Origin of the sequence: Cellulomonas triticagri, assembly GCF_003696205.1 — a bacterium.
Classification (GTDB): Bacteria; Actinomycetota; Actinomycetes; order Actinomycetales; family Cellulomonadaceae; genus Cellulomonas; species Cellulomonas triticagri.
Genome location: NZ_RFFI01000047.1, coordinates 1 through 24,624, shown reverse-complemented (window position 1 = coordinate 24,624; position 24,624 = coordinate 1). Strand labels below are relative to the sequence as shown.

23 protein-coding genes are annotated in these 24,624 nt (G+C 74.0%); 13 read left to right on the top strand and 10 right to left on the bottom strand.

The genetic code is table 11. The features are described from left to right. Window positions 1–17: 17 nt before the first annotated feature. Window positions 18–710 carry a DedA family protein gene (locus tag EBM89_RS10020; protein WP_122149296.1) on the top strand — a complete coding sequence of 231 codons (693 nt, stop codon included), beginning with the start codon at window positions 18–20 and terminating at the stop codon, window positions 708–710. 71 nt (window positions 711–781) lie between these two features. Here the strand turns inward: EBM89_RS10020 and EBM89_RS10015 are convergent, their stop codons facing one another. Both EBM89_RS10015 and EBM89_RS10010 read right to left on the bottom strand, forming a co-directional pair. Further along, window positions 782–2,755 (bottom strand): lytic polysaccharide monooxygenase, encoded by a 1,974-nt coding sequence (locus EBM89_RS10015; protein WP_233571655.1) that lies wholly within the window; start codon window positions 2,753–2,755, stop codon window positions 782–784. Window positions 2,756–2,911: 156 nt separating this feature from the next. Further along, window positions 2,912–4,069, bottom strand: a complete 1,158-nt coding sequence (locus EBM89_RS10010) for an ROK family transcriptional regulator (protein ID WP_122149294.1) — start codon at window positions 4,067–4,069, stop codon at window positions 2,912–2,914. Window positions 4,070–4,222: 153 nt separating this feature from the next. On the opposite strand from EBM89_RS10010, the gene EBM89_RS10005 reads away from it, so the two are divergent. The 6 genes from EBM89_RS10005 to EBM89_RS09980 all read left to right on the top strand — a co-directional run bounded on the left by EBM89_RS10005 (window position 4,223) and on the right by EBM89_RS09980 (window position 9,629). Further along, window positions 4,223–5,281, top strand: a complete 1,059-nt coding sequence (locus tag EBM89_RS10005) for a substrate-binding domain-containing protein (protein WP_122149293.1) — start codon at window positions 4,223–4,225, stop codon at window positions 5,279–5,281. 93 nt (window positions 5,282–5,374) lie between these two features. Further along, complete coding sequence (locus EBM89_RS10000; protein ID WP_199732056.1) at window positions 5,375–6,412, top strand: ABC transporter permease; 1,038 nt, start codon at window positions 5,375–5,377, stop codon at window positions 6,410–6,412. Continuing rightward, window positions 6,409–7,161, top strand: a complete 753-nt coding sequence (locus EBM89_RS09995) for an ATP-binding cassette domain-containing protein (protein WP_122149292.1) — start codon at window positions 6,409–6,411, stop codon at window positions 7,159–7,161. Before EBM89_RS10000 ends, EBM89_RS09995 begins: the two co-directional genes overlap by 4 nt. Before the next feature lie 2 nt (window positions 7,162–7,163). Beyond that, a complete protein-coding gene (locus EBM89_RS09990) occupies window positions 7,164–8,063 on the top strand; it encodes a sugar phosphate isomerase/epimerase family protein (RefSeq protein ID WP_233571656.1) in 900 nt (299 codons plus the stop codon). Window positions 8,064–8,113: 50 nt separating this feature from the next. Further along, complete coding sequence (locus tag EBM89_RS09985; RefSeq protein ID WP_122149290.1) at window positions 8,114–8,995, top strand: sugar phosphate isomerase/epimerase family protein; 882 nt, start codon at window positions 8,114–8,116, stop codon at window positions 8,993–8,995. Continuing rightward, complete coding sequence (locus tag EBM89_RS09980; protein WP_122149289.1) at window positions 8,985–9,629, top strand: nucleoside/nucleotide kinase family protein; 645 nt, start codon at window positions 8,985–8,987, stop codon at window positions 9,627–9,629. Before EBM89_RS09985 ends, EBM89_RS09980 begins: the two co-directional genes overlap by 11 nt. 115 nt (window positions 9,630–9,744) lie before the next feature. Here the strand turns inward: EBM89_RS09980 and EBM89_RS09975 are convergent, their stop codons facing one another. From EBM89_RS09975 to EBM89_RS09960, 4 genes are all read right to left on the bottom strand, one after another. Then, entirely contained in the window at window positions 9,745–10,968 is a 1,224-nt protein-coding gene (locus EBM89_RS09975; protein WP_122149288.1) for a hypothetical protein, read from the bottom strand. Then, window positions 10,968–11,303 carry a PadR family transcriptional regulator gene (locus tag EBM89_RS09970; RefSeq protein WP_233571654.1) on the bottom strand — a complete coding sequence of 112 codons (336 nt, stop codon included), beginning with the start codon at window positions 11,301–11,303 and terminating at the stop codon, window positions 10,968–10,970. Before EBM89_RS09970 ends, EBM89_RS09975 begins: the two co-directional genes overlap by 1 nt. A 58-nt stretch (window positions 11,304–11,361) precedes the next feature. Beyond that, window positions 11,362–12,759 (bottom strand): NAD(P)/FAD-dependent oxidoreductase, encoded by a 1,398-nt coding sequence (locus EBM89_RS09965; protein ID WP_122149286.1) that lies wholly within the window; start codon window positions 12,757–12,759, stop codon window positions 11,362–11,364. 94 nt (window positions 12,760–12,853) lie between these two features. Continuing rightward, a complete protein-coding gene (locus tag EBM89_RS09960; protein WP_122149285.1) occupies window positions 12,854–13,504 on the bottom strand; it encodes a TetR/AcrR family transcriptional regulator in 651 nt (216 codons plus the stop codon). 167 nt (window positions 13,505–13,671) lie between these two features. Here EBM89_RS09960 and EBM89_RS09955 point away from each other — a divergent pair, with 167 nt between their 5' ends. The 3 genes from EBM89_RS09955 to EBM89_RS09945 all read left to right on the top strand — a co-directional run bounded on the left by EBM89_RS09955 (window position 13,672) and on the right by EBM89_RS09945 (window position 19,103). Next, on the top strand, window positions 13,672–14,394 hold the full coding sequence (locus EBM89_RS09955) for a LytR/AlgR family response regulator transcription factor (RefSeq protein WP_158609620.1): 723 nt from the start codon (window positions 13,672–13,674) through the stop codon (window positions 14,392–14,394). A gap of 226 nt (window positions 14,395–14,620) precedes the next feature. After that, complete coding sequence (locus EBM89_RS09950; protein WP_122149283.1) at window positions 14,621–17,512, top strand: glycoside hydrolase family 3 N-terminal domain-containing protein; 2,892 nt, start codon at window positions 14,621–14,623, stop codon at window positions 17,510–17,512. A gap of 118 nt (window positions 17,513–17,630) precedes the next feature. Continuing rightward, entirely contained in the window at window positions 17,631–19,103 is a 1,473-nt protein-coding gene (locus EBM89_RS09945) for an outer membrane protein assembly factor BamB family protein (RefSeq protein WP_147463515.1), read from the top strand. Window positions 19,104–19,417: 314 nt separating this feature from the next. Here the strand turns inward: EBM89_RS09945 and EBM89_RS09940 are convergent, their stop codons facing one another. Genes EBM89_RS09940 through EBM89_RS21205 form a run of 3 tightly spaced genes read right to left on the bottom strand, consistent with a single transcriptional unit; the run spans window position 19,418 to window position 20,916 of the window. Further along, window positions 19,418–20,146: a hypothetical protein gene (locus EBM89_RS09940; RefSeq protein WP_122149281.1), complete on the bottom strand. Its 729-nt coding sequence runs from the start codon at window positions 20,144–20,146 to the stop codon at window positions 19,418–19,420. After that, window positions 20,143–20,649: a hypothetical protein gene (locus EBM89_RS09935; protein WP_122149280.1), complete on the bottom strand. Its 507-nt coding sequence runs from the start codon at window positions 20,647–20,649 to the stop codon at window positions 20,143–20,145. The genes EBM89_RS09940 and EBM89_RS09935 overlap by 4 nt, the downstream gene beginning before the upstream one ends. Before the next feature lie 33 nt (window positions 20,650–20,682). Next, window positions 20,683–20,916 (bottom strand): hypothetical protein, encoded by a 234-nt coding sequence (locus EBM89_RS21205; protein WP_158609618.1) that lies wholly within the window; start codon window positions 20,914–20,916, stop codon window positions 20,683–20,685. Window positions 20,917–22,338: 1,422 nt separating this feature from the next. Between EBM89_RS21205 and EBM89_RS09925 the strand changes: the two genes are divergently transcribed. Beyond that, window positions 22,339–22,587: a transposase gene (locus tag EBM89_RS09925; protein ID WP_369408640.1), complete on the top strand. Its 249-nt coding sequence runs from the start codon at window positions 22,339–22,341 to the stop codon at window positions 22,585–22,587. Window positions 22,588–22,705: 118 nt separating this feature from the next. Next, on the top strand, window positions 22,706–23,326 hold the full coding sequence (locus EBM89_RS09920) for a dihydrofolate reductase family protein (protein ID WP_122149278.1): 621 nt from the start codon (window positions 22,706–22,708) through the stop codon (window positions 23,324–23,326). 7 nt (window positions 23,327–23,333) lie between these two features. On the opposite strand, the gene EBM89_RS09915 is transcribed toward EBM89_RS09920, so the two are convergent. Then, window positions 23,334–24,059, bottom strand: coding sequence for a hypothetical protein (locus EBM89_RS09915; RefSeq protein WP_122149277.1), 726 nt, complete (start codon window positions 24,057–24,059; stop codon window positions 23,334–23,336). Window positions 24,060–24,158: 99 nt separating this feature from the next. Here EBM89_RS09915 and EBM89_RS09910 point away from each other — a divergent pair. After that, a partial coding sequence (locus EBM89_RS09910; RefSeq protein ID WP_305038141.1) for a DNA-formamidopyrimidine glycosylase family protein occupies window positions 24,159–24,624 on the top strand: 466 nt, incomplete at its 3' end.

Below are 24,624 nucleotides of genomic sequence, written 5' to 3'. Positions count from 1 at the left end.
TGGAGTCCCTCCCTGCCATGAGCGTTGCCGCAGCCGCTGCCCTGACCGCCGAGGTCGCCGCCCCGTCGGCCGAGTACTCCGGCTTCATCGGCTGGGTCCTCAGCCTGATGGAGAGCCTCGGCGAGGTGGGCGTCGGCGCGGCCGTGTTCATCGAGACGTTCGTGCCGCCGATCCCGTCCGAGGCGGTGCTGCCCGGCGCCGGGTTCCTCGCCTACGACGGCCGGATGAACCTCTGGCTCGCGATCCTGGGCGCGACCGCCGGCGCCGTGCTCGGCGCGTGGATCTGGTGGCTGCTGGGCGCGTGGCTCGGCCGCGACCGCACGCGCGCGCTGGTCGGCCGGATCCCGCTGCTCGACACCGACGACTTCGACAAGGCCGAGAAGTTCTTCGTCCGCTGGGGCCCGGTCGCCGTGCTGCTCGGCCGGTGCGTGCCGCTGGTGCGGAGCTTCATCTCCATCCCTGCCGGGATCGAGCGGATGCCGTTCTGGGCGTTCACGTTCTACACGTTCGTCGGGTCGGCGGTGTGGAACGGCATCTGGATCGGCCTCGGCTACGCGTTCGGCCCGGCGATCAAGCCGGTGCTCGCCGAGTGGAGCGGCGTGCTGTCGAACCTGGTGCTCGGCGTGATCGGGCTGCTGGTGCTGTGGTTCGTGATCTCGCGGCTGCGGCGGCGCCGCCGCGCGGCGCTGGGGACCGCGGCCGACGGCTGACCCCCTCGGTCCTGACCGGACCGACGGGCCCCGGGCCACCTCGCACGAGGTGGCCCGGGGCCCTGCCTGCGTCAGTCCACGACGTGCGACGCGATCTCCCGCGGCGCGAGGGACGACGGCTGGCCGGGGGTCCCGGTCGCCAGGGTCACGGTCACGGTGCTGCCGCTGGCCACGGCCAGGCTCCGCGACACGTGGACCGTGTCGCCCGAGGTGGTCCGGGCGGCGGAGGGCGACGTGCCCGCGTAGGCCTCGAACGCGTACTCCCCGTCCACCCGGACGATGTACCGGTTCTTCTCGGCGAACTGCGTCGCGTCGAGCGCGACGCTCAGCCGGCCACCGGCCACGGTGATGCCCCGCACGGCGGCGAGCGCCGCTGCCGTGGGCCCCTGGTCCTCCGGGACGACCACGGTCTGCACGACCGTGCCGCCGGCCGAGCCCTGCCCCGGCAGCCCGGGCGTCCGCCAGAGCTCGATGGTGTCCCCGGGGGCCGCCTCGACGGTCGTGTGGGCGATGACGGAGCCCTCGACCGACCGGTCGACGGTGGAGTAGAAGTGGCGGCCGCCGTGCAGCTCCATCACGTACTCGCCGTTGTGGCGCACGATGAAGCGGTCGAGCGTGCCGTACGACTCCGTGGGGACGGCGACCTGGAGGCGGGCGGCATCCTGGTCACCGACGACCGAGAGCACGGGCTCCCCGGTCGCCGGGGGCGTGGTCTCCTCCTCCGGCCAGGGGATCGGGTTCCAGAGCGACAGCGCGTGGATCCAGTTCGGGTCGCCGAACCCGGTGTAGCTCTGGACGGCCTCGTAGAGCTGGCCCTCGTGGGTCACGCGGTCGCCGATCCGGTAGACGCCGAACGGGTCCCAGGCGGGCGGGGCGGTCGGGTCGGGGCGGGTGGCGATCTGCACCGAGTCGCTCGCCGCGGTGGCACCCGAGGCGTCGCGCGCGGTGACGACGTACTGGTAGGTGGTGCCGGGCGCGAGGCCGGTGTCCTCGAACCGGGTCGACGTGGTGGTGGTGACCGGGGTGAACGCGGAGCCGAGGGTCGCCCGGCTGACCTCGTACGTCACCGCGCCGGTGCCGCCCTGCGCCGCGCCCCACATCAGGTCGATCGTGGACGTGGTGGCGCCCATGGAGTGCAGGCCGGTCGGCGGACGGAGCGCCGCCGGGCCGTCCGGGGTGGTGACCTCGACGGGCGCCGAGGGCGCCGAGAACTGGCCCGCTCGGTCGTACGCGCGCACGGTGTACGTGTACGAGGTCCCCGGGAGGACGTCCCGGTCGGTCAGCGTGGTCGTGGTGGTGCGCCCGACGACCGCCCCGTCACGCTGCACCTCGTAGCCCGCGACACCGGAGTCGGACGTCGCCGCCGGCCACTCGAGCGTCACGTGGTCGCTGCCGACGCCCGACGCGGTCGGGTCCCCGGTGAGCACCGGCGGGTCGCCGGCCTCGACCGGGTCGCCCGCGACGTCCACGTCGATGACGTTGTAGAACGCGTTCGCCGTGTCGTCGACCGTCCACACCGCGTAGATGACGTGGTAGCCGGACCGGTCCGCGGGGACGTCGACGACGTGCGCCTCGCCCTGGTTCGGCCGGGTGCCGTCGTGCACGACCGTCTCGATCAGCTCGAGCGACGACCGCTGCAGCGGCTGCTCCGGGTCCCACCCCGGCTTCGTCATGAAGTACTCCCACTTGGTGGTGGGGTGCGGCGCCGTGTAGGTCCAGCTGAGCGTGTTGCGCCCGGGCGAGATCTCGTTCTTCAGCCACCGGTCGGCGGACTGCTCGTCGAGCTCGGCGAACCGGGCGTTGCCGGCCGACGCGAGCTGCCCGTCGGCCGGTCCGGCCTCGGGGAAGCCCTTGCGGCCCTCGATGCTCTGCGGCTCGTACTGCACGTCGCCGAGACCGACGTTCTCCTTCATCGCGGCCCGGGCGACCAGCCCGGACTCCTCGCCGCCGACGTACCCGTGCGACCACGCGGTCGGCGCGGTGCCGACGGCCAGCGCACCGAGCACGGTGAGCGCCGTGCCGGCCCCCACCGCCCTCGTCCTCATCTTCGTCCTGCGCATGAAGCTGCTCTCCTCTGACGGGGACCCTCGGCCCGGACGGGGTCCGGCCGGGCCGGGATCTTGTTGACCCGGGGAGCGTCACCGATGCCAGGAGCACCTAGGTGTGCGTGGAATCACGGAGGTGGGGGGTGGGTGGACCACTCAGGCCGGTACCGCGAGCACGGCGTCCAGGGAGTCCTGGGCCAGCAGGGTGTCGATGGCGGTGAGCGCGAGGCCGGTGACCCCGACCAGCTCGCCGAGGTCCGACACCACGACCTGGAGCTCGCGCGTCGCCAGCGGCAGCGTCTGCTGGTACATCCGCTCGCGCACGCCGGACAGCAGCACCTCGCCGCACTGCGCGAGCTGCCCGGAGAGCGCGATCACCCGCGGGTTCAGCACGCTGACCAGGGTGGCGACGGACTCCCCGACGGCGCGGCCGGCGGCGCGGACCAGGCGGACGGCCTCCATGTCGCCCTGCGCGACGAGCGCGACGACGTCGGCGGTGCGGTGCACGTCGCGCCCGGACTCCGCGAGGGTGCGGACGAGGGCCCAGCCCGCGGCGTAGGTCTCGAGGCAGTCGAGGTTGCCGCAGTGGCAGGGGCGGGGCTCGGCGTCGGGGTGGGCGGCGCGGGTGTGCCCGATGTCGCCCGCGGCGCCCTTGTCGCCGCGCACGATGCGCCCGTTGAACACCAGGCCCGCGCCGATGCCGGTGCCGAGCTTGAGGGCGATGAGGTTGTCGGTGCCGGTGACGCGGGCCTCGGCGACGGCCCGGGCGTTGACGTCGTTCTCGACCACGACCGGCCCGGGGTAGCGGGTCTGGAACGCGGCGGCGATGTCGTAGCCGTCCCAGCCCGTCATGATCGGCGGGTTGACGACCCGGTGGGCGGCGAACTCGACGGGCCCGGGGACGCCGACGGCGACGGCCCAGACGTCGGCGGGGTCGGCGAGCTCGTCGAAGCCCTCCTGGACCATGCCGAGCACCTGCTCGGGCCCGGCCCACACCTCGACGTCGCGGGTGAGGTGGGCGAGCGGGGTCCCGGCGAGGTCGCACACGGCGAGCGTGAAGCCCATGGCGCCGATGTCGGCGGTCAGCACGCGGGCGCGGTCGGCGGCGAACGCGAACCGGCTGGAGGGTCGCCCGCCGCTGGACTCGGCGCCGCCGATCTCCCGGATGAGGCCCGCGCCCTCGAGGGCGGCCAGGCGCTGGTTCACGGTCGACCGGGACAGCCCGGTGTGCTCGATGACCTCGATCCGGCTGAGCGGGCCCAGCGTCCGGAAGAGGTCGAGCACCTCCGCTGCGTGCCCTGCGACCTGCGCCATCGCGTGCTCCTCCGTCCGAACTGAGACTGTGCGTCCTACGTTACAGCGTCGAGCGTCGAGAAGTCACCTCCCTTTCGGGTTGACGACAATCAAAAGTGGTCGTAGTTTCGTCGACGTCGGCACACAGTGGTGCCCCTGGCGTCAAGGAACGACATGTCCAGCGCAGCCCCGAAGTCCAGGACCCTCCTCCTCACGGCCGCGGCGGCGTCGGTCGCCCTCGGCCTGGCCGCGTGCTCGTCCGGCTCCTCCGGCTCCGGCACCGACGCCACCGGCGACGGCGGCTCCGGCTCCGGCAGCACCAAGGTCGCGGCCGTCATCAAGGGCCTCGACAACCCGTTCTTCCAGGCCATGGAGCAGGGCATCGACGAGACGGCCGAGGCCGACGGCGTCGAGGTGTCCGTCCAGGCCGCCGCCGACATCGGCGACACCACCGGCCAGGCCGACAAGCTCGCCGCCCTCGCGGGCCAGGACTTCGGCTGCTTCGTGGTCAACCCCATCAGCGGCACCAACCTCGTCCAGGCGCTCGCCCCCGTCGGCGCCGCGGGCACCCCCGTCGTCAACATCGACAGCCCGATCGACGCCGACGCCGCCTCGGCCGCGAACCTCGACATCGCCACCTACATCGGCACCGACAACGAGGCCGCCGGCGGCAAGGCCGGCGACTTCGTCCTCGCCAACGTCGACCCCGGCGCCCAGGTCGCCATCATCGGCGGCATCGCGGGCGACGTGACCAGCGCGGCCCGCGTCGACGGATTCAAGGCCGCCGTGGGCGGCGACGTCGACGTCATCCAGGAGGAGGCGGCGGACTGGAAGCGCGACATCGCGCTCACCAAGGCCACCGACATCCTCGCCGCCAACCCCGACGTCTCGGCGTTCTTCGCCGCCAACGACGACATGGGTCTCGGCATCGTCAAGGCCGTCGAGAACGCCGGCAAGACCGGCCAGGTCGTGGTGGTCAGCGTCGACGGCAACCAGGACGCCCTGCAGTCCGTGCTGGACGGCGGCCTCAGCGCCACCGTCGCGCAGTACCCGTACGCCATCGGCTCCCTCGGCGTGCAGGCCTGCCAGGTCGCGGCCGCGGGCACCGAGCTGCCCGCCGAGATCGAGTCGCCCACCGCGCTGGTGGACGCGAGCGTCGCGCAGCAGGCCATCGACGCCTTCCCGCAGCCGTTCGAGGAGTTCGACAACCCCCTGACCGACCTCCTCCCCTGAGACACCGGGCGGGGCGGTCCCACCCCCCTGAACCGCCCCGCCCGGTCACCACCAGCCCGTCAGCCCCGCACGCGCCCCACCGGAGAGGCACCCGTGAACCCCACCGCACCGACGTCCGCGTCGGCACCGACGCCGACGGCCGGCCCGTCCCGCACCCCCGAGGCCGCACCGCCGGCCCGCCGGGTCGTGGCCGCGCTGGCCGAGGCCCGGCACCTGAGCTTCTGGGCGGAGAACGCCGCCCCGATCGGCCTGGTGGTCCTGGTCGTCGTGTTCAGCATCCTGAGCCCGACGTTCCTCACCCTCGGCAACCTCACCGCGATGCTCGTCGCCGGGGCGATCCTCGTGATCCTCGCCGTGGCGCAGTCCTTCGTCATCACCACCGGCGGCATCGACCTGTCGATCTCCGCGACCATGACCATCGGCGCCGTCGGCTTCGGGCTCGCGTTCCGGGCCGGGCTGCCGTTCTGGCCCGCCGCCGCGGTCGCCCTGGCCTCCGCGACCGTGATCGGCCTGGTCAACGGCCTGCTGATCGCCAAGGGCAAGGTCACCGACTTCATCGCGACGCTCGGCACGCTCGGCGTCGCCACCGGCGCCGCGCTGATCCTCACGGACGGCCGCCCGATCAGCGTGTTCAGCACCGAGCTGCTGACCCTCACCACGGGGAAGATCGGCTTCCTGCCCTACCCGTTCCTGCTGGCCGCCGTCGTCGCCGTCCTCGCCTGGGTCGTCATGTTCCGCACCCGGTACGGCCTGCACGTCCAGGCCGTCGGCGGCAGCGAGGAGGCCGCGGTCGCCAACGGCGTCAAGGCGCCCCGCGTGCGCATCGCCGTCTACGTGTGGGCCGCCGCGCTCGCCGGGCTGGCGTCGCTGCTGCTGGTCGCCCGGATCGGCGCCGCCGAGCCCGCGATCAACACCACCTACCTGCTGAACTCCATCGCCGCGGTCGTGCTCGGCGGCGTCAGCCTCACCGGCGGCCGCGCCAAGATCGTCGGCCCCGTGCTCGGCGCGCTGCTGCTCACCGCCCTGACCAACGGGCTCACGCTCCTCGCCGTCTCGCAGTTCTACCAGCCGCTCGCCGTGGGACTCGTCGTCGTCCTCGCGGCCCTGCTCACGAGGTACCAGAAGCGATGACCACCACCGACCTCGTCCTCACCGCCGAGGGCCTCACCAAGTCGTTCGGCGGCGTCCACGCCCTCAAGGGCGCCTCGATCACGATGCGCCGCGGCGAGGTGACCGCCCTGATCGGCGACAACGGCGCCGGCAAGTCCACCCTCGTGCGCTGCCTGTCCGGCATCCACCGCCCCGACTCCGGGACCATCACCCTGGACGGCGAGGAGGTGCAGCTCGACTCCCCGCTGGACGCCCGCGCCCACGGCATCGAGACCGTGCAGCAGAACCTCGCCCTCGTCGAGGACCTCACCGTCTGGCAGAACTTCTTCGTCGGTCGCGAGCTCACCCGCGGCGTCGGCCCGGTCCGGCTGCTCGACCGCAGGGCCATGCGCGAGCAGGCCGGGCAGCTGCTCAGCGGGCTCGCCGTCAACGTCCCGCCCGTCACCTCGCGCGTCCGCCGGCTGTCCGGCGGGCAGCGGCAGGCCGTCGCCATCGCCCGCGCCGCCGGGTGGGGGAGCGCCATGGTCATCATGGACGAGCCCACCGCCGCGCTCGGCGTGCAGGAGACCGCCCGCGTCGAGGAGGTCATCCGGCGCCTGCAGGACTCCGGCGTCGCCGTGCTGCTGATCAGCCACAACTTCGACCAGGTGCTGCGGCTCGCCCAGCACGTGTGGGTGATGCGCGCGGGGCTCGCCGTCGCCGAGCGGCGCGCCGACCAGACGTCCGGGGACGAGCTCGTCGCGCTCATCACCGGCGCGAAGGCGGCGTGACCATGGGCCACGACGCCGTCGCCGACGTGCTGCTCGGCGTGCACGCCGGGTGCTGGGGGTTCGGCTGGTCCCCGCAGCAGGCGGACCGCACGATCGGGGCGGCCGCCCGCGCGGGCTACGACCTGATCGAGGTCCCCGCCATCGACCGCACGCTGCTCGACGCCGCCGACACCGCCACCGCCTTGCAGCGGCACGGCATCGCCCCCGCGGTGTCGCTCGCCCTCGGCGAGGCCGACGACATCACGTCGCCGGACCCCGCCGTGGTCGCCGCAGGGCTGCACCGGCTGCGGGAGGCCGTGGCGTTCGCCGCCGACATCGGCGCGGTCTACGTCGGCGGGGTGACGCACTCCGCGATGCGCCGTTACCTCGCGCCGCCCACGCCCGAGGGCCGGGCGAGCGCCGTCGCGACGCTGCGGACCGTCGCCCGGGAGGCCGCGCGGCGGCACGTCGTCCTCGGTGTCGAGTACGTCAACCGGTACGAGTCCAACCTGCTCAACACCGCCGCGCAGGCCCTCGCGTTCGTCGAGGAGATCGGCGAGGACAACGTCGTCGTGCACCTCGACACCTTCCACGCCGCGCTGGAGGAGACGGACGTCGTCGTCCCCGTCGAGGTCGCCGGGCACCGCCTCGGCTACGTGCACGCCTCCGAGAACCACCGCGGCGCGCTCGGCACCGGCACCCTCGACTGGCCCCGGCTGCTGCGGGCGCTGCTCGCCTCCGGCTACCGCGGCCCGATCACCGTCGAGTCGTTCTCCCGCGACGTCGTCGGCACCGCGTCCGCCGTCGACATCGGGCTGTGGCGCAGCCAGTGGGACGACCCGGACGAGATCGCCGAGACGTCGATCCGGTTCCTGCGCAGCCAGCTCGACACCGCCCGCCGCGCCCTCGCGCCCGCCGCCTGACCCGCCTGCCCCCTCATCTTCCGCAGCACCCGACGAACGGACCCCGCACGATGTCTGACACCACCGCGACCAACCGCCTCGGCGTCCACGCCCTCGTCTTCGCGGGCGGCACCTCGCCCGCCGAGATGACGCAGATCATCCGGCAGACCGCCGAGGCCGGGTACGACATCCTCGAGCTGTCGCTGCACGACTCGCCCGCCCTGGACGTCGCCGCGGCCCGCGCCGAGCTCGACGCCGCCGGGCTCGGCATCGTCTGCTCGCGGGGCCTCGCGTTCAGCGCCGACGTGTCCAGCGACGACCCCGCCGTCGTCGCGAAGGGCGCCGCGCTGCTCCAGGAGTCCCTGCAGATCACGCACGACCTCGGTGGCACCCACTTCACCGGTGCCCTGTACAGCGCGCTCGGCAAGTACGGGCGCGCCCTGTCCGTCGCCGGGCGGGCCAACGTCGTCGCCACCCTCACCGACCTCGCCGCCGAGGCCGCGGGCAAGGGCATGACGCTCGGCCTGGAGATCTGCAACCGGTACGAGACCAACGTCATCAACACCGCCGCCGACGCCCTGCGCCTCGCCGACGACATCGGTGCCGACAACGTCCTGATCCACCTCGACACGTACCACATGAACATCGAGGAGTCCGACCTCGTGCGGCCCGTCCTGCTGGTCGGCGACCGCCTCGGCTACGTGCACGTGGGCGAGAACCACCGCGGCTACCTCGGCAGCGGGCACCTCGACTTCACGTCGTTCTTCCACGCCCTCGACGCCATCGACTACCGCGGCCCCATCACCTTCGAGTCGTTCTCGTCCGCCGTCGTCTCCCCGACGCTGTCCAACGACCTCGCCATCTGGCGGAACCTCTGGACCGACGGCCCCGCCCTCGCGGCGCACGCCCGGCAGTACCTGCGCACCCTCCTCGAGGCCAACCGTGCCGCCTGAGGCGGCCGTCGCCGCCGACCTCGACGCCCTCGTCACGCGGGTGCGCGGCCTGCACCGGGACGCCGGGCGGCGGGTCGTCATCGGCATCGCCGGCAGCCCCGGCGCGGGCAAGACCACCCTCGCCGTCCGGCTGGTCGAGGCGCTCGGCCCGGACGCCGTGCACCTGCCCATGGACGGGTTCCACCTCGCCAACGCCACGCTCGACGCCCTCGGCCGCCACGACCGCAAGGGCGCCCTCGACACCTTCGACGGGTGGGGGTTCCTCGCCCTGCTCACCCGGGTGCGGGACGAGGTCGAGCACCCCGTGTACGCGCCGAGCTTCCGCCGCGAGGTGGACGAGCCCGTCGCCGGGGAGATCGCCGTCGAGCCCCACCACCAGGTCGTCGTCGTGGAGGGCAACTACCTGCTCGTCCCCGAGGGGCCCTGGCGGTACGTGCGCGACGTGCTGGACGAGTCGTGGTTCTGCGGCACCCCCGCCGACGAGCGCGAGCGCCGCCTCGTCGATCGGCACACCCGGCACGGCAGGACCGTCGAGGCCGCGACCGCCTGGGCGACCGAGGTCGACGGGCGCAACGCCGTGCTCATCGAGTCCACGCGCGACCGCGCGGACCTGGAGGTGTCCGGGCTGCTCTGACGCCCCTCGCCCGGGCGGCGACGCGCCGCCCCCACGAACGCCGCCCCGGTGCGACGACCCCCTGACCTCGCACCGGGGCGGCCTCCCACGTCCGCGCGCAGGACGCGCGGACGGGTCAGGCGTCGCCCGGTCGGTACGGGTCCGCGGCCGGGCCCGACGGCCGGGCCGCCGGGAGCCGCGGGTCCGCGGCAGCCGGCAGCGGGGCCACCGTGCCCGCGGGCAGCCACGTCGTCGCGGGCAGGAACCCGGGCACGCCGTGGTCCGGGCGGTCCCGCCCGCTGGTGACGACCCGCAGCACCTCGATGCCCGCGGTCGCCCGGGTCGCGCCCGAGGCGACCGTGCGCCACGCCACCAGCAGCACCGGCACGGCCAGGGCGGAGGCGACCAGCACCGGACCGGCGAGCGCGGCCGCGAGGTCGGGCAGCACGACGGCCAGACCGGCGACCACGGCCGAGGCGACCAGCAGGCGCACCACGCCGGGCGACCGCAACGGGGTGACCCACCGGGCCGGCTGCAGTCGCGGCTCCCAGCGCCGGAGGCGGTGCCGGGCGCGCACCGCGAGCAGCGCACCGACGCCCAGGGCCACGCCGGCGGCGCCGAGGACGGCGACCCGGAATCCCGGCGTCACGGGGACGGCGTCCACGGAGAAGCACGCCCGGCCGCAGCCGGTGGCGGCGAGCATCCGGTCCGCGAGTGCGAGGACCGTCGTCGACGCGACCACGGAGGTCACCGCCACCGTGCACGCCGCGACGGTCCACGGCCCGGCGGCCACGCGCGTCCGGGCGACCACCGCGTGCACCCGGGCCGACGGCGTGACGACCTCGCCGGGGCGGATCGCCAGGTGCTTCGCGACGGCCCGGTCCCGGATGAACGGACCCCACGCGGCCGCGACCAGCGCGACCGTGGGGAGCAGGACGGTGAGCAGCGCCGCGGGCGCTCCGCCACCCTCGCCCAGCGCCCCGGCCAGCGTGAGGACGCCGTAGAGCGCCAGGCCCGCGGCGGCGCGGCGGGCACCGAACAGCGCGCCCTCGATGTCGTCCCGGACCCAGTCGCGGTACCGCGGGTCGAGCCGCCGCTCCCACCCGAGGTACGCCAGCCACGGCCCGAGCGGCGGGTGCTCGCGCCACCGGGTCGCCCACCCGCCGCGGACCAGCCCGAGACCGGAGCGCAGGTCGAGCCGCCGGGCTCCCGGCGGGGCGAGGTCGGCGAGCAGGTCGGTGACCTCGGCGGTGCGGGTGGCGCGCCAGCGCCGCGGATAGGCCCGCAGCCACCGCGCGACGGACCGGGCGAACCGGGGGTCGACCGCCGCCGGGTCGGGGGCCGCGGCCTCGGCGCCCATCACGCGATCCCGGGGGCGGGTCGGGCGACGCCGCCGAGCAGCCGGTCGGCGCGTCGGGCGAGGTCGCGGAGCCGGGCGGTCTCGGCCGTCAGCGCGTCGTGCCCGTCGGGGGTCAGCCGGTAGTAGCGCCGTAGCCGACCGTCCACGACCACCTCGCCGGACGCCTCGGCGTAGCCCGCCGCCACCAGGCGGTCCAGCACGCCGTACAGCGTGCCGGCGCCGAGCCGCACGCTGCCGCCGGACAGCTCCCGCACCTCCTGGACCACCCCGTACCCGTGCCGGGGCTGGTCCGCGAGGGCGAGCAGCACGAGGTAGGCCTGCTCGGTGAGTCGCATCGCCATGCACGATATATATCGTGCGCCGACCTATCGGGACAAGAGCGTGCCCCGCGCCTCAGTCGTCGAGCACCGACCGCGTCGGCCGGGTCGGGCGGTCCTGCCCCCGGGAACGCAGCGCACCGCGCCCGACCACCTGCTGCCAGGTCGCCGTCCGCTCGGACCGCCCCCGGCCGACGAAGCTCACCGCCCAGTGCAGCAGGGTCGTGATCCGGTTCTTGAACCCCACCAGGTAGACCAGGTGGACGCCGAGCCACAGCAGCCAGGCGACGAACCCGGACTGCTGCACCGGGCCGATCTTCGCGACCGCCTGGAACCGGGACACCGTCGCGAGGCTGCCCTTGTCGCGGTAGACGAACGGGCCCGCGCTGGGCTCGCCACGCACCTGCCGGACGATCTCCTCCGCGGCGTAGCGTCCGGTCTGCATGGCGGCGGGGGCGACGCCGGGCACGCCCTGCCGGGCGGCCATGTCACCGACGACGAACACCTCGGGGTGCCCGGGCAGCGACCCGTTGGGCTCCACGACGACGCGGCCCGCGCGGTCGACCTCCGCGCCGGACTGCTCGCCGAGCGACCGGCCGAGCGGGGACGCGGCGACCCCGGCGGCCCACACCTTGGTCTGCGCCTCGATGCGGGTGCGGCGGCCGTCGCCGTCCTCGACGACCACGCCGGTGTCGTCGAGGTCGACGACCTTGTGGCCCATCAGCAGCTCGACGCCCAGGTCCTCGAGGGTGCGGGCCGCGGCGGCCTGCAGCTTCTCGGGGTAGCCGGGCAGGACGGCGGGCACGGGGTCGACGAGCACGATCCGCGCGCGCGACGGGTCCAGGTGCCGGAAGTCCTCGCGCAGCGACCGGTGCGCGAGCTCGGCGAGCTGTCCGGCCATCTCCACGCCGGTGGGTCCGGCGCCGACCACGACGAACGTCGTGAGGCGGTCCCGCTCGGCGTCGTCCGTGCTGAGCTCGGCGAGCTCGAACGAGCCGAACACGCGGCCGCGGATCTCCAGGGCGTCGTCGATGCTCTTCAGCCCCGGGGCGAAGTCGGCGAACCGGTCGTTCCCGAAGTAGGACTGCCCGGCGCCCGCCGCGACGACGAGGCTGTCGTAGGGGGTGCGGCGCTCGCCGAGCGGGGAGCGCGACACGACCTCGCGCCGGGCCAGGTCGATCTCGGTGACGACGCCGAGCAGGACGCGGGCGTTGCGCTGCCGGCGCAGCACGTCCCGGGTGGCGGGGGAGATCTCGCCGACCGAGAGCACACCGGTGGCGACCTGGTAGAGCAGCGGCTGGAACAGGTGGGTCGCGGTGCCGTCGATCACGGTGACCCGCACGGGCGCGTCGGCCAGGGCCTTCGTGGCGAACAGCCCGCCGAACCCGGAGCCGATGACGACGACGTCGTGCGGCTTCCCGTGGCGTGCGGCGCGGGTGGGTGGCGGGGTGCTGCGCGGGGCGGCGTGGCTCATGGTGGTCCTCCGCGGTGGGTGGTCGGCGACCCCCTCGACGCTACGAGCGCCCGGGCGGGTCCGCCCGCCGAGCCGGGCGCGTGCCCGGCCGGTGTCAGAGGCGGTGGGCCAGGGACTCCACGGCCTCGCGGGCGAGGACGGCGTCCCGGCGCGCCAGCACCCGCACGCCCGCGGCGACCTCGGCGCCGAGGTCGAACGACGGGTCGACGAGCCACTGCGCCTGCAGGCCCTCCCACAGGGCCATGAGCTGGCGCGCGAAGCGGTCGGGCTCGACGTCGGGGTGCGCCCAGCCGGACTCCTGGAGGTTGCGGAGCATGCGTGCGTACCCGCGGACGACGCCCTCGTGGTGCTCGCGCGACCAGGCGTGGGCGGGATGGTCGGGGTCGGTGGCCTCGGCGGACATCGCGACGAACAGGCGCAGGACGGGCGGGTCGGACAGCCCCTCGTTGACGTTCGCGGCGAACGCGTCCACGGGGTCGGTCCCGGGGGCGACGGGGCGGTGGCCGTAGTCCTCGCCCTGCCGGTCGAGGGCGTGCTTCAGCGCCGCGACGAGCAGGTGGTCGCGGGACGGGAAGTGGTAGAGGACTTGCGCCTCGGAGAGGTCGGCGCGCCGGGCGACCTCGGCGAGCGTGAGGGCGCGGTGGCCGGACTCGAGGACGACCTCGTGCGCGGTGCGGGCGACGAGCTCGACGCGGCCGCGGGTCTTGCCGTAGGGGCCGCGCGGCGGACGCGGGGCCGGGGACATGTCCGTCAGCGTACCGAGCGCGAACCTCGGGTCGACGCGGATTCTGAAGCAGCGGACGTCGGTGGACGACCCCCGCGACCTGTCTGATCAGCCGGTTCGGCGGTTGAAACCCGATGGCGCTAGATTTTCGCCGACCCCACCCCCAGGGACAGCGAAGGAGCGCCCCGGTGATCCACGTCGTCGTCGTCGAGGACGACCCGCTCGACGCGGTCGAGCTCGTCGCCGCGCTGCGCGCCTACGAGCGCCGCAGCGGCGTACCGCTGCACGTCACCGTGCACACCGACGGGGCCGACGCCGTCGCCGCGCACGACCCCCGCACGGACCTGCTGCTGCTGGACGTCGAGATGCCCGGCACGGACGGGCTGACGGCCGCCGCCCTGATCCGCGAGCGCGACCCCGACGTCGCGATCGTGCTGGTCACCCGCGCCGCGGCGCACGCGATCCGCGGCTACGCGGTGGGCGCCGCGGGGTTCCTGGTCAAGCCCGCGTCCCCGGAGGCCCTCGGCCGCGAGCTGGACCGGGTCGTGGCCCGGGCGCACGCCGACCGCACGGCGGGAGCCCTCGTCGCCGCGGCTGGCGCGGGGACCGTGCGGATCGGGGCGGCGGACATCGTGTGCCTGGAGGCGTCCCGGCGCCGGGTCCGGGTCCACACCCTCGCCGGGCCGCACGTCGTGGCGGGACCGCTCAAGGACCTGGAGGCGCAGCTCGACGGCGCGGGGTTCTTCCGGTGCCACCACGGCTTCCTGGTGAACCTGCGGCACGTCACCGAGGTGCGCGCCACGACCTGCCGGCTGGTGACCCGCCGGGAGGTCCCGGTGAGCCGCCCGCACCGGCGGGCGTTCCTCGCCGCGCTCACCGACCACCTCGCCCGGGCGGCGGCCCCGGGGTGATCGGCGCGACAGGTTGTGCACCCCACCGGTCGAGTTGTTCCGCGGCCCCCCGGGCCGGGCGCACCCCGTGGTCCGATCGTCGCGCACCGGCGGCGAGGCACCGCGGCGGGGCACCGGACGCGCTCGACGACGACCCCGGCCACCGCCCCCGCACCCCGCCCCCGGCGCCGCCGGTCGCGCCCTTCCCCGCGCCCGGGCGTTCTCCCCGCACGAGAAGAGGCCACAGATGTCCCGGAAGCAGCCACGGCGGCTGTCGACCCCCGTCGCGATCGGCGCGTACACGCTCTGCGCCGCGCTCGCGGGCGGGCTGGTCGTCGGCAACGTGTACGCGAGCACGTACTCCGACCTGATCTCCGTCTACCTCGACCAGTCCACGCAGAAGGTCGTCACGGCCGACGGCGCCGAGGGCGACGCCGACTACTTCCCCGCGACGTACACCGACGAGGCGGAGCGCGACGCGTACCTCGCCGACGTCGGCACCCGCATCTCCGCGGGGGGCATCACCCTGATCCAGGACGACGGCGTGCTGCCCCTGACCGGGGGTGCGCGGATCAGCGTCTTCGGCCAGGACTCCGTGGACCCGGTCTACGGCGGCACGGGCGCGGGCTCGCTGGACGCCTCGACGGCGGTGGACCTGGAGCAGTCGTTCGCGGACGCCGGGTTCGAGGTCAACCCGGTGCTGCGCGAGTTCTACGCCTCGGGGCCGGGCGCCGAGTACCGCAAGACGGTGCCGGACGTCTACGGCGAGGGCGAGTTCGCGGTCAACGAGGTGCCGCAGAGCGCGTACACCGCCGAGGTCACGGCGTCCTACGCCGACTACGCGGACGCCGCGGTGGTCGTGCTGGGCCGCTCGGGGGGCGAGTCCGGCGACCTCGGCATGACGCCGGACGCCGACGGGTCGACGTACCTGCAGCTCACGCGCGAGGAGCGGGACCTGCTGACGGCCGTCACGACGGAGTTCGACGACGTCGTCCTGCTGCTCAACACCCAGAACCCGGTCGAGCTCGGGTTCCTCGACGAGTACCCGGTCGACGCGACCCTGTGGGTCGGCGCCTTCGGCCAGACCGGCGCGGCGGCCGTCGGTCAGGTGCTGTCCGGCGAGGTCAACCCCTCCGGCGCGCTGGTGGACACGTACGCGTACGACTCGCTGAGCGCCCCGGCCAACGCCAACCTCGGTTCGTACGACATCGTGAACAGCGAGGTCGACCGCGGCAACCAGTACATGGTCTACGCGGAGGGCGTGTACGTCGGGTACCGGTACTACGAGACCCGGTACGAGGACGTGGTGCTCGGGAACGAGGACCCGGCGGCGTTCGACTACGCGACCGCGGTGCAGTTCCCGTTCGGCCACGGCCTGTCGTACACGACGTTCGACTGGACGGACTACGCCGTCACCGAGGGCGACGACGCGTTCACCGTCGAGGTCACCGTCACCAACGCCGGTGACGTCGCCGGCCGGGACGTCGTGCAGGTGTACCTGCAGCAGCCGTACACGGACGCCGACCGCACCGCCGGCGTCGAGAAGCCCGCGGTCGAGCTCGCCGGGTACGCCAAGACCGGCGACCTCGCCCCGGGCGAGCAGGAGACCGTCGCCGTCGAGGTGCCGCGCGAGCTGATGAAGGCGTACGACTCCGAGGGGGCCGGGACGTACGTCGTCGGCGCCGGGGACTACTACCTGGCCGCCGGGCACGACGCGCACGACGCCCTCAACAACGTCCTCGCGGCGAAGGGCTTCACCACCGCCGACGGCATGACGGCCGAGGGCGACGCGACCTTCACCCACCAGGTGACGGTGGACGCGGCCGACACCACCACCTACGCGGTGTCCCAGGCCACCGGCGAGGCGATCACCAACCAGTTCGAGGACGTCGACATCCGGAGGTACGACCCGGAGTTCACCTACCTCAGCCGCGCGGACTGGACCGGCACCTGGCCGACGACCTACGCCGACGGCGCGTGGACCGCGCCCGAGCAGCTGCTCGCCGACCTGGAGATCCCGGACGTCGAGGACCCGGACGCCACCGAGCCGGTCACCGGCACCGTCAGCGACGAGTTCGGCGAGCTCACCGCCGCGATGCTGGTCGGCGAGGAGCACGACGCCCCCGCGTGGGACGCGCTGCTCGACCAGATGACCGTCGCCGAGATGGACGAGCTCGTGCGCGTCGGCGGCTACGCGACCAAGCGCGTCGACTCGGTCCAGCTCCCCGCCACCGTCGACAAGGACGGCCCCGCGGGCATCTCCGACACCCTCGTCGGCGGTCAGTCCGGCATGGGCTACCCGCCCGCCATCGTGCTGGCCTCGACCTGGGACGACGCGCTGGCCGAGGAGTTCGGCGCCGCCATCGGCGAGGACTCGATCGCCCTCGGCGTCGCCGGCTGGTACGGCCCGGCGGCGAACATCCACCGCTCCCCGTACAGCGGCCGGAACTTCGAGTACTACGCCGAGGACGGGCTGCTCTCGGGCGCCATGTCGGCGGCCGTCGTGGACGGCGCGCAGTCGAAGGGCGTGCTGGTGTTCGCCAAGCACTTCGCCCTCAACGACCAGGAGACGAACCGCATCGGCCTGGCGACCTTCGCCGACGAGCAGGCGATCCGCCAGGTCTACCTGACCCCGTTCGAGATGATGGTCCGGGACGCCGACGCCCGCGGCATGATGGCGTCGATGAACCGGCTCGGCGCCCGGTGGAGCGGCGCGCACGAGGGCCTGATGACCTCCGCGCTCCGCGACGAGTGGGGCTTCCGCGGCGTCGTCGTCACCGACCAGGCGTCGTTCTCCGTGTTCGCCTACGAGGACCTGCGCGCGGGTCTGGCCGCGGGCACCGACCTGTGGCTGAACACCGACGCGACCCTCTGGAAGCTCTCCGACGCCGACATGACCCCGTCGGTGCTGGCCGACATGCGGCGCGCGTCGCACAACATCGCCTACGCCGTCACGGCGAGCAACGCGATGAACGGCCTCGCCGCGGACAGCCGCCTCGTCGCCGTCACCCCGCCGTGGCAGTGGGCGCTGTGGGCCGCGGACGCCGTGCTCGGCCTGCTGATGGTCGGCGCCGTGGTCCTGGTGACCCGGAAGCTGGTCCGCCAGCGCCGTGAGGGGGCCGCGCCCGCGACGGCGTGACGCGACCCGCACCACGACGAGGCCCCCGCCGAGCACCCGGCGGGGGCCTCGCCGCGTCCGCCGGCACCGCGCCCGGAACCCGCCCCGCGAGCGAGCGGCAGCGCCTAGGGTCGGCGGCGTGACCACCCGACGCATGGACGACGTCGAGCTCGTCGAGGTCGACGGCGCCGACGCGCCCGACGACGCCGACCCGCGCGCCGCCGCCCGCCGGGCGCGCACCCGGCGGCTGCTGCGGCGCTGGTGGCCCGTCCCGGTCGTCGCGGTGCTCGGGGTCGTCGGGTGGCAGGCGCTGACGGACGCCCGGGAGCGGGCGGTCGTCGAGCGGCTGCGGGAGGTCGACGGGGTCATCGGGACCACCGTGACCCCGCCGCTGACGGCGACGCCGTGGGGGGACGAGCCGTCCGGCGGCTGGGTCGGACCGGGGTCGGTCGAGGTCGATGACGGCGCGGGCGGCACCTGGTTGGTCGGCGCGAGCCAGGCCGAGTACCGCAGTGAGTGGTCTGTGTCGGCGGTCGACCCCCGGGACGGGACGGAGGAGTGGCGAGTCGGCCTGGGCGCGGCGTCCGGCGACCCCGCGTTCGGGACGGGTGTCGGGTGCTGGCCCGAGCAGGAACCGGCCCGGGCGGTGTGGTGCGAGATCGCCACCACCGCACCCGACGGGACGGCGACGGCGGTGGTGGCCCGCGTCGACGGGCCGTCGCGGTCGGTGACCTCCCGCGAGGTCGTCGAGGGCGAGCAGTCCACGGTGGCGGGTGGTGGCCTGATGATCCGGGCCACCCGCGCCGGGGACGTGCTCACCGTCCGCGCGGTCGACGGGCAGTCCGGCGAGCCGGCGTGGACGACGGACCTCGACGCCGACGCTGCCGACGCCGCCGACACTGCCGCTGACGACGTCGCCGCCGTACGCATCGGGGTGCTCGGGACCCACCCGCATGCCCCGTTCGTGTGGGTGCGGCAGGACGAGGCGCGCACGACCCTGCTGGACCTCGCCGACGGCCGGGTCGTGGCCGAGGGGGCGCAGGTCGTCGTGCACCGCGGTGCGGCGCTCGAGGTCGAGGGCAGCAACGTGACCCGGCTGCTGGGGGCGGACGGCACGGGCAGCACGGAGGTCGACGGGCAGCCGGTGGTCGTCGGTGTCGACGACGGCAGCGCGCCGGGCACCGTGCTGCTGCACCGGCTCGACGGGTCGGCGACGGGCCTGCTGCGTGCGGTCGACCGGGAGAGCGGCGCGGTGCTCTGGGAGCAGCCCGACCTGCTCACGCGCATGGGGAGCGTGACCGTCCTCGACGGCGTCGTCTACGGCAGCAGCAGCCGCGAGGTGTGGGCCGTCGACCTCCGGACGGGCGACGTGCGCTGGCGTGCCCCCGCGGGCGTGTCGACCTCCGGGTCGCTCGACGGGCCGCCGGTCGACGGGGTGTCGCTGCTGCGCGTCGAGCGGGACCCGGACTCGGGCGACGACGTGCTGGCGGCGTACCGGCTCCGGGACGGTGCCCGGCTGTGGGCGGAGCCGATGCCAGCTGGTGTGAACAGTGTGGCGTCCGTGTCCGGCACCCTGTTCGGCTTCGGCGACGGGGTCGTGGTGCTGGACTGACTGTGAGGGTTGTGCCTGGGGTCTGCTGCACGGGTAGGTGACAGCGTGACCTGCCCTACGGTTCGGCTGCCAGATGGGGTCTGGTGGTTCGGCTTCTCCAGAGAGAAGGTGCGAACTACGCCGAAGCCGCATCCGCCGGAGTTCCGCGCCAGAGCTGTCGCGCTCGTGCGCGCGGTGTGGTGGCGCCCGGGTGCTCGTCGACGTCGCGACTGTCGCTGCCGTGGCGGCAGCCAGCTCCCGTCGCTGGCGGCTCGAGCCCGCTCGGTGGAGACCTGCCGTCCGATGGTGGCGGATTGCGGCTCGACCCACCAGCATCAGGGCTGACGCACCTCGCGGGGTGCTGCAGGCACGTGGCCCCGGGGTGATCTGCGTCTGGTCGTCGTGCTGCTCGGCGTCGAGCGGGTGCTTCTCACCACGGGGGCGAGGTGTGACCTGTCAATGTTGGCGTTGAATCCGTAGGTTGCGATTGAAAATGGTGGTTCGGGTGCGATTCCGGGGTTGTGGTAGAAGATTTCGATAACGGTGAAAACTGCTGCGGGGTCGGCGTCGATCCGTAGGTCGATCCCGGTTCTCGTCGCGCGCACGGTGCACCGGGGGTTCGGGCTGAGGCATTCGAGATGAGAGTCCTCGGCGTCGGCAGGCAAGCCGTCGGGACCGAGACGGTGGTAGAACCGTGCGTTGACTACCGCTGGGGGCACGGTGGAGTCCAGTGACGCTTCCAGCACGGTGTCGAGGTCGACCGTCGGGTAGTCCGCGGCGGTGGCGCCGCTGCTGGGGGTGATCGTGCGCGCTTCCTGCCCTGGCTGGTGCCAGGAGAGGTAGAGGGGCTCGATCGTGGTCTCGTCCACCGTGAGCGACGGGACGACGCGTGGCAGCTCGTTCGTCGCGGTGAGCTCAACGCCGTGTCGGCCTGGGTCCGCATCGGACGCGCCGACGGAGGAAAGGTCAGTTCCGTCGGTGTTGGTCTGTGCGGTTGCCCAGCCCGCCACGCAGGCACTGACCCCGATCAGTGCGACAGCCCCGACCAGGTACAGGCGTCTCACCTTGTTTCCCTGATGTGCAGGAGGTAGGCGGCGTGGCAGGTTTGCGCCTCGGGTGTTGTCCGGACGTCGTAGCCGAGGTCCACCCTGACGAAGGGTGCGCGCGGCTGTGGTGCGTCGACTTCGATGTCGCACCGGGCGCCGGTGCGTGTGATCTGGGCGAGGCCGTCGCCGGCCATCACGTCGACGATGGCATCGGGGCGGGTGCCCCGACGCGCGGGTTCGCGGTCGCGGTAGCAGGAGAGCGTGAGCCATGACGGCAGCAGCCGTGTCCACAGCGCGAACCGGAGGCGCCCGTCGACGACCGGCGCTGTTGGCCAGCTGTAATCGGCGAGCGTCGTTGCGGTGCTGGTGTGTTGACGCCCTGGAACGTGCCAGCGGCTCGCGTGGGGCGGGTACCGGTCCTGGCCGATGAGCAGCCACGGAGCGCGGGGCGGGGGACGGTCGACGGCCAGGCGCCCACGTGGCAACGGGGTGCGCCTGGTCCTTGCTTCGCTGGTGTTCATGAACCCTCCCCCGACCCGTGCGGGTGCGGACCGTCAGCAGGTGAAGCGGCTCTTGCCCGGGACCTGCCAGTTCGAGGTGCTGGCCTTGTAGACGGTGCCACCCTCGAGCGAGGCGTGCTGGGAGTAACCGCGGTAGGTGTACGTCCCCGTGCCCTTGCAGGTGAAGTGCGGGTGGGCGTCGTACGAGGTGGCCTTGCCGTTGGTCGCCGAAGAGTCCGACGCGACCTGCTCAGGGCCGTACCACCGGTCACGAGTCAGGACTGTCACGGTCTCCAGCCGCGTGACGGTAGCGCGGCACGCGATCCGTGCGTGCACCGAGGCCTGCTGGCCGGACTTGTGGGGATAGTCAGTCGAGCCCGAGCACTTCGCCGGGGAGTTGGCCGAGGCCGACGCCGCCCGTGGCATCACCCCTTCGCGAATGCCCAGGTCCGTCGGGTTCGGCGCCCCGAGGTCAAGAGTAGGTCCCACCTCGGACGCGACCTCCGCTGCGGCGACCCGCGGCTGCGACAGCAGCTCGGCACCTGCTCCTGATCCAGGTCCGTCGACCGCGAAGGCCGACATCCCTACCGCAGCGACCAGGGCCGCCGTGACCGCGGCCACAGAAGTCCTCCGAATGTGCTTGTTCATGCTCTTTCTTCCTCATCATCCGGGCTCACTAGGCCAGCGATAGCCGCTTGCAACAACGCCTGCCAATGCAGTGCCGGAGCCTAAGGGCGCGCGGGCGCAAACAGGAGCTCGGCCTGTGGAAACCCCCGGTGATCTACAGGGCTTCCACTGTGTTCCGGTGCTGGGGTCGGGCGCCGCCCGGAGTGTGGCTCGCACCTGCCCGGGCGTCGAGGTCGACCGGCGGCTCCTCGGGGCCTCGGAGGGGCCCACCGGGACACCGCGGTGTGCCGCGGTGCGACGTCGCGCTCAAGATCGTGTCCCTGAGTGACGGGTGTGTCGCCGTCGTGCTGCCGGGCATCGATCTGATGCTCCTCGCCGCGGCTGCGCGAGGATACCTGCCAGTCTGGCCGACCGGGTGGCGGCCCGGGCTCGCGGCGAGGATGAGGCGCGGTCGACGAGGTGCTTACGGCCGACACCGCCGTCGACTTGCAGCCCGCCCGCCGATGTCGTTGTCGGCCTGGTGCTGGTTGGTGGCCGCGCTTGCGGTACTCGCGCCCGATCCGGCCGGGCGGCGCCTGGTGGTGCCAGACCTCGGTCTGGAGGCCTCAGCGGGCCCTGGCTGCCTGGAGGTCTCCGCGGTACCGGAGTTACGTTGCGTCGCCTGCCGTGGCGGACGTCGGTCTCGTCGCGTAGTGATTCGTCGTCCGGGCGGACGCCGGTCTACGGCGACGTCGCGCTGGATCTAAGCGGCACGCGTTCAATGCCCAAGCGCCTGGCCTCTACGAATGCATGAGTCCGGCGCGCGCATCGAGATCAGTGCGTTCTCAATTCTACCTTGGCGGCGTCGGCGTCCTTGAGCGGGATGAGGGTAGGAACACAGTTGTGAGCGCGGGATTCCCTCCGGCGAGGCAGAGGGATACCCTTTTCTGGGTACCGCCGGGGTGTGTGGCGGGGGGTCTCGAGCGCATGGTTCGGGCCGGGTTCCGCGAAGGTGCGGGCCAGTCCGAGCGCGGGCGTCGCTGAGCAGGGGGGTCTGCTGCACGGGTAGGTGACAGCGGTTCTCAGGTGGCGAGTGCGACCTGAGTGGTCGTGATCCCCGCGTCCTCCGGGATGACCACCCGGCACCGCCTGAACCGGTCCGAGGACCGTCAGCTCAACCGCGCGCTGCACGTCATCGCGCTCTCACGCACCCGCCACGACCAACGCACGCGCGACGACGTCGACCACCGCCGCGCCCAGGGCACGACCGACCGCGAGATCCGGCGCTGCCTCAAGCGCCACATCGCCCGCGAGCTGTTCCGACAGCTCGAGCACGGCGCGCTCCCGGCTTGACGCACCAGAGGAGCGGCCCGGTCTCGCGGACCTCGGGGGGTCTGGTCGGACCCGCCCCCGGCGCGGTGTGATGGACCCCGGGTGCACCCGGCGCCCCGACGACCCCGGAGGACCCGCGATGGCGACCCTGGTCTCCACCCTGTTCATCTCGCTCGACGGCGTGGCCGAGATCGACCCCGAGTGGCACTTCCCGTACTTCGACGAGGCGATGGGCGCCGCGGTGGGGGAGGACTACGAGGACGTCGACGTGCTGCTGCTCGGGCGCGTCACCTACGACTCCTTCGCGGGGGCGTGGCCGGACCGGGAGGCGGCGGGCGGCGAGGACGCGACGTTCGCGGCGCAGCTCGGGGACGTCCGCAAGGTCGTGGCGACGCGCGGCGACCAGGACCTCGGCTGGCGCAACGTCGAGCGGCTGGACGGCGACCTGGTGACGGCCGTGACGGCGCTCAAGGCCGATCCGGCGGTGGGCAAGGTGCTGGTCGCCGGGTCGCTGTCGGTGGTGCGGCAGCTGCTCGCGGCGGGGGTGCTCGACGAGCTGCGGCTGCTGGTGCACCCGGTGGCGGCGCGGGCGGGCGAGCGCCTGTTCGACGAGGGCGCGACCCGGTACCCGATGCGGCTGCTGCGCTCGGAGGCGTTCGGCACGGGCGTGCTGCGCCTGGTGTACGCGCCCGCCCCGGCGCCCGTCGCCGCCGGGTACGCGGACGTCACGGACAAGGTGCCGGGCGCGGGCGCGTCCTGAGGGGTGCTCAGGCGCCGAGCGCGCCGACCGCCGCCTCGACGCGCGAGCGCGCCGTCGCGAGGTCCTTCCAGCCGTTGATGACGACGTCGATGTCCTGGAAGTTGCGCTCGGCGTCCCGCACGGCGCGGGCCTCGGCGACGGCCGTGGTGACGGCGTCCCGGGCCTCCGGGGTGCCGGTCCCGGCGGCGAGCGCCTGGTCCGCGGCCGCGAGCGCGGCGTCGAGCCCGGCGAGGGCGGAGTCGTACTTCTCCTGCTCGACGGCGACGGCCCCGAAGTACTGGGCGTTGCCGACGGTCGTGATGTTCTCGATGACCTCGTCGGTGAGCGCCAGGACGTCGTCGCGCAGGTCCTCGGCGGCGTCCGCCTGCTCCGCGAGGCTGCCCGAGGTGGGCTCGGTGGTGTCGAACGCCTCGGCCCGCTCCAGGACGGCGACCAGGTCGTCGATCAGCGCCTGGTCGACCCAGCCGCCCTGGGGCTCGGTGTTGGCGTGCCCGGCGTCGATCCAGTCCTCGAAGTCCTGTCGTGCCTGGTCGAGCTCGGCGACGGCCGCGTCCCGCGTGGCCCGCGCGGCGGCCTGGTCCTCGCGGTGCCCGAGCAGGGCGACGACGCCGGCGGCTCCGGCGCCCAGGGCGACGACCACGGCTCCGGCGACGACGGCGGCGCGTCGGCGCGGGCGGCGGGTGGGCGTCCCGTCGACGGGCGCGGTGGGGTCGGGTGCGGCGGTGGTGGGCATCGGGACCTCGTGCGGGAGCGGCGGCTGACCGGTCGAGCGTAACCAGCCCCGCACCCGTCCGGCCGGGACCGGGGGCCCGGGGGCGCCTAACCTGGGCGGATGCCCGAGGGTCACACCGTCCACCGCATCGCCCGCCAGTTCGCCCGCGACTACGTCGGCCGCCGGGTCGCGGTGTCGTCGCCGCAGGGCCGGTTCGCGGCGGGTGCCGCGCTGCTGGACGGGCGCGAGCTGCTGACCTCGGCGGCGGTCGGCAAGCAGCTGTTCCTCGGGTTCGCGGGGGACCTCGTGCTGCGGGTGCACCTGGGCCTGTACGGGGCGTGGGACTTCCGTGGTGCGGTGTCGCCGCTGCTGGACGGCGAGGGCGCGGTCGCCAGCCTGGGGGCGCCGCGGGTGCGCCGGGCGGTGCGGATGGGCGAGGCGGAGCGCGAGAGCGGGGCGCCCGACGCGGACGAGGAGTTCCCGCCGCCGCCCGTCGGGCAGGTGCGGGTCCGCCTGGCGACCGACGCGACGGTCGCGGACCTGCGGGGCCCGACGGCGTGCGAGGTGCTGGACCCGGCGGCCGCCG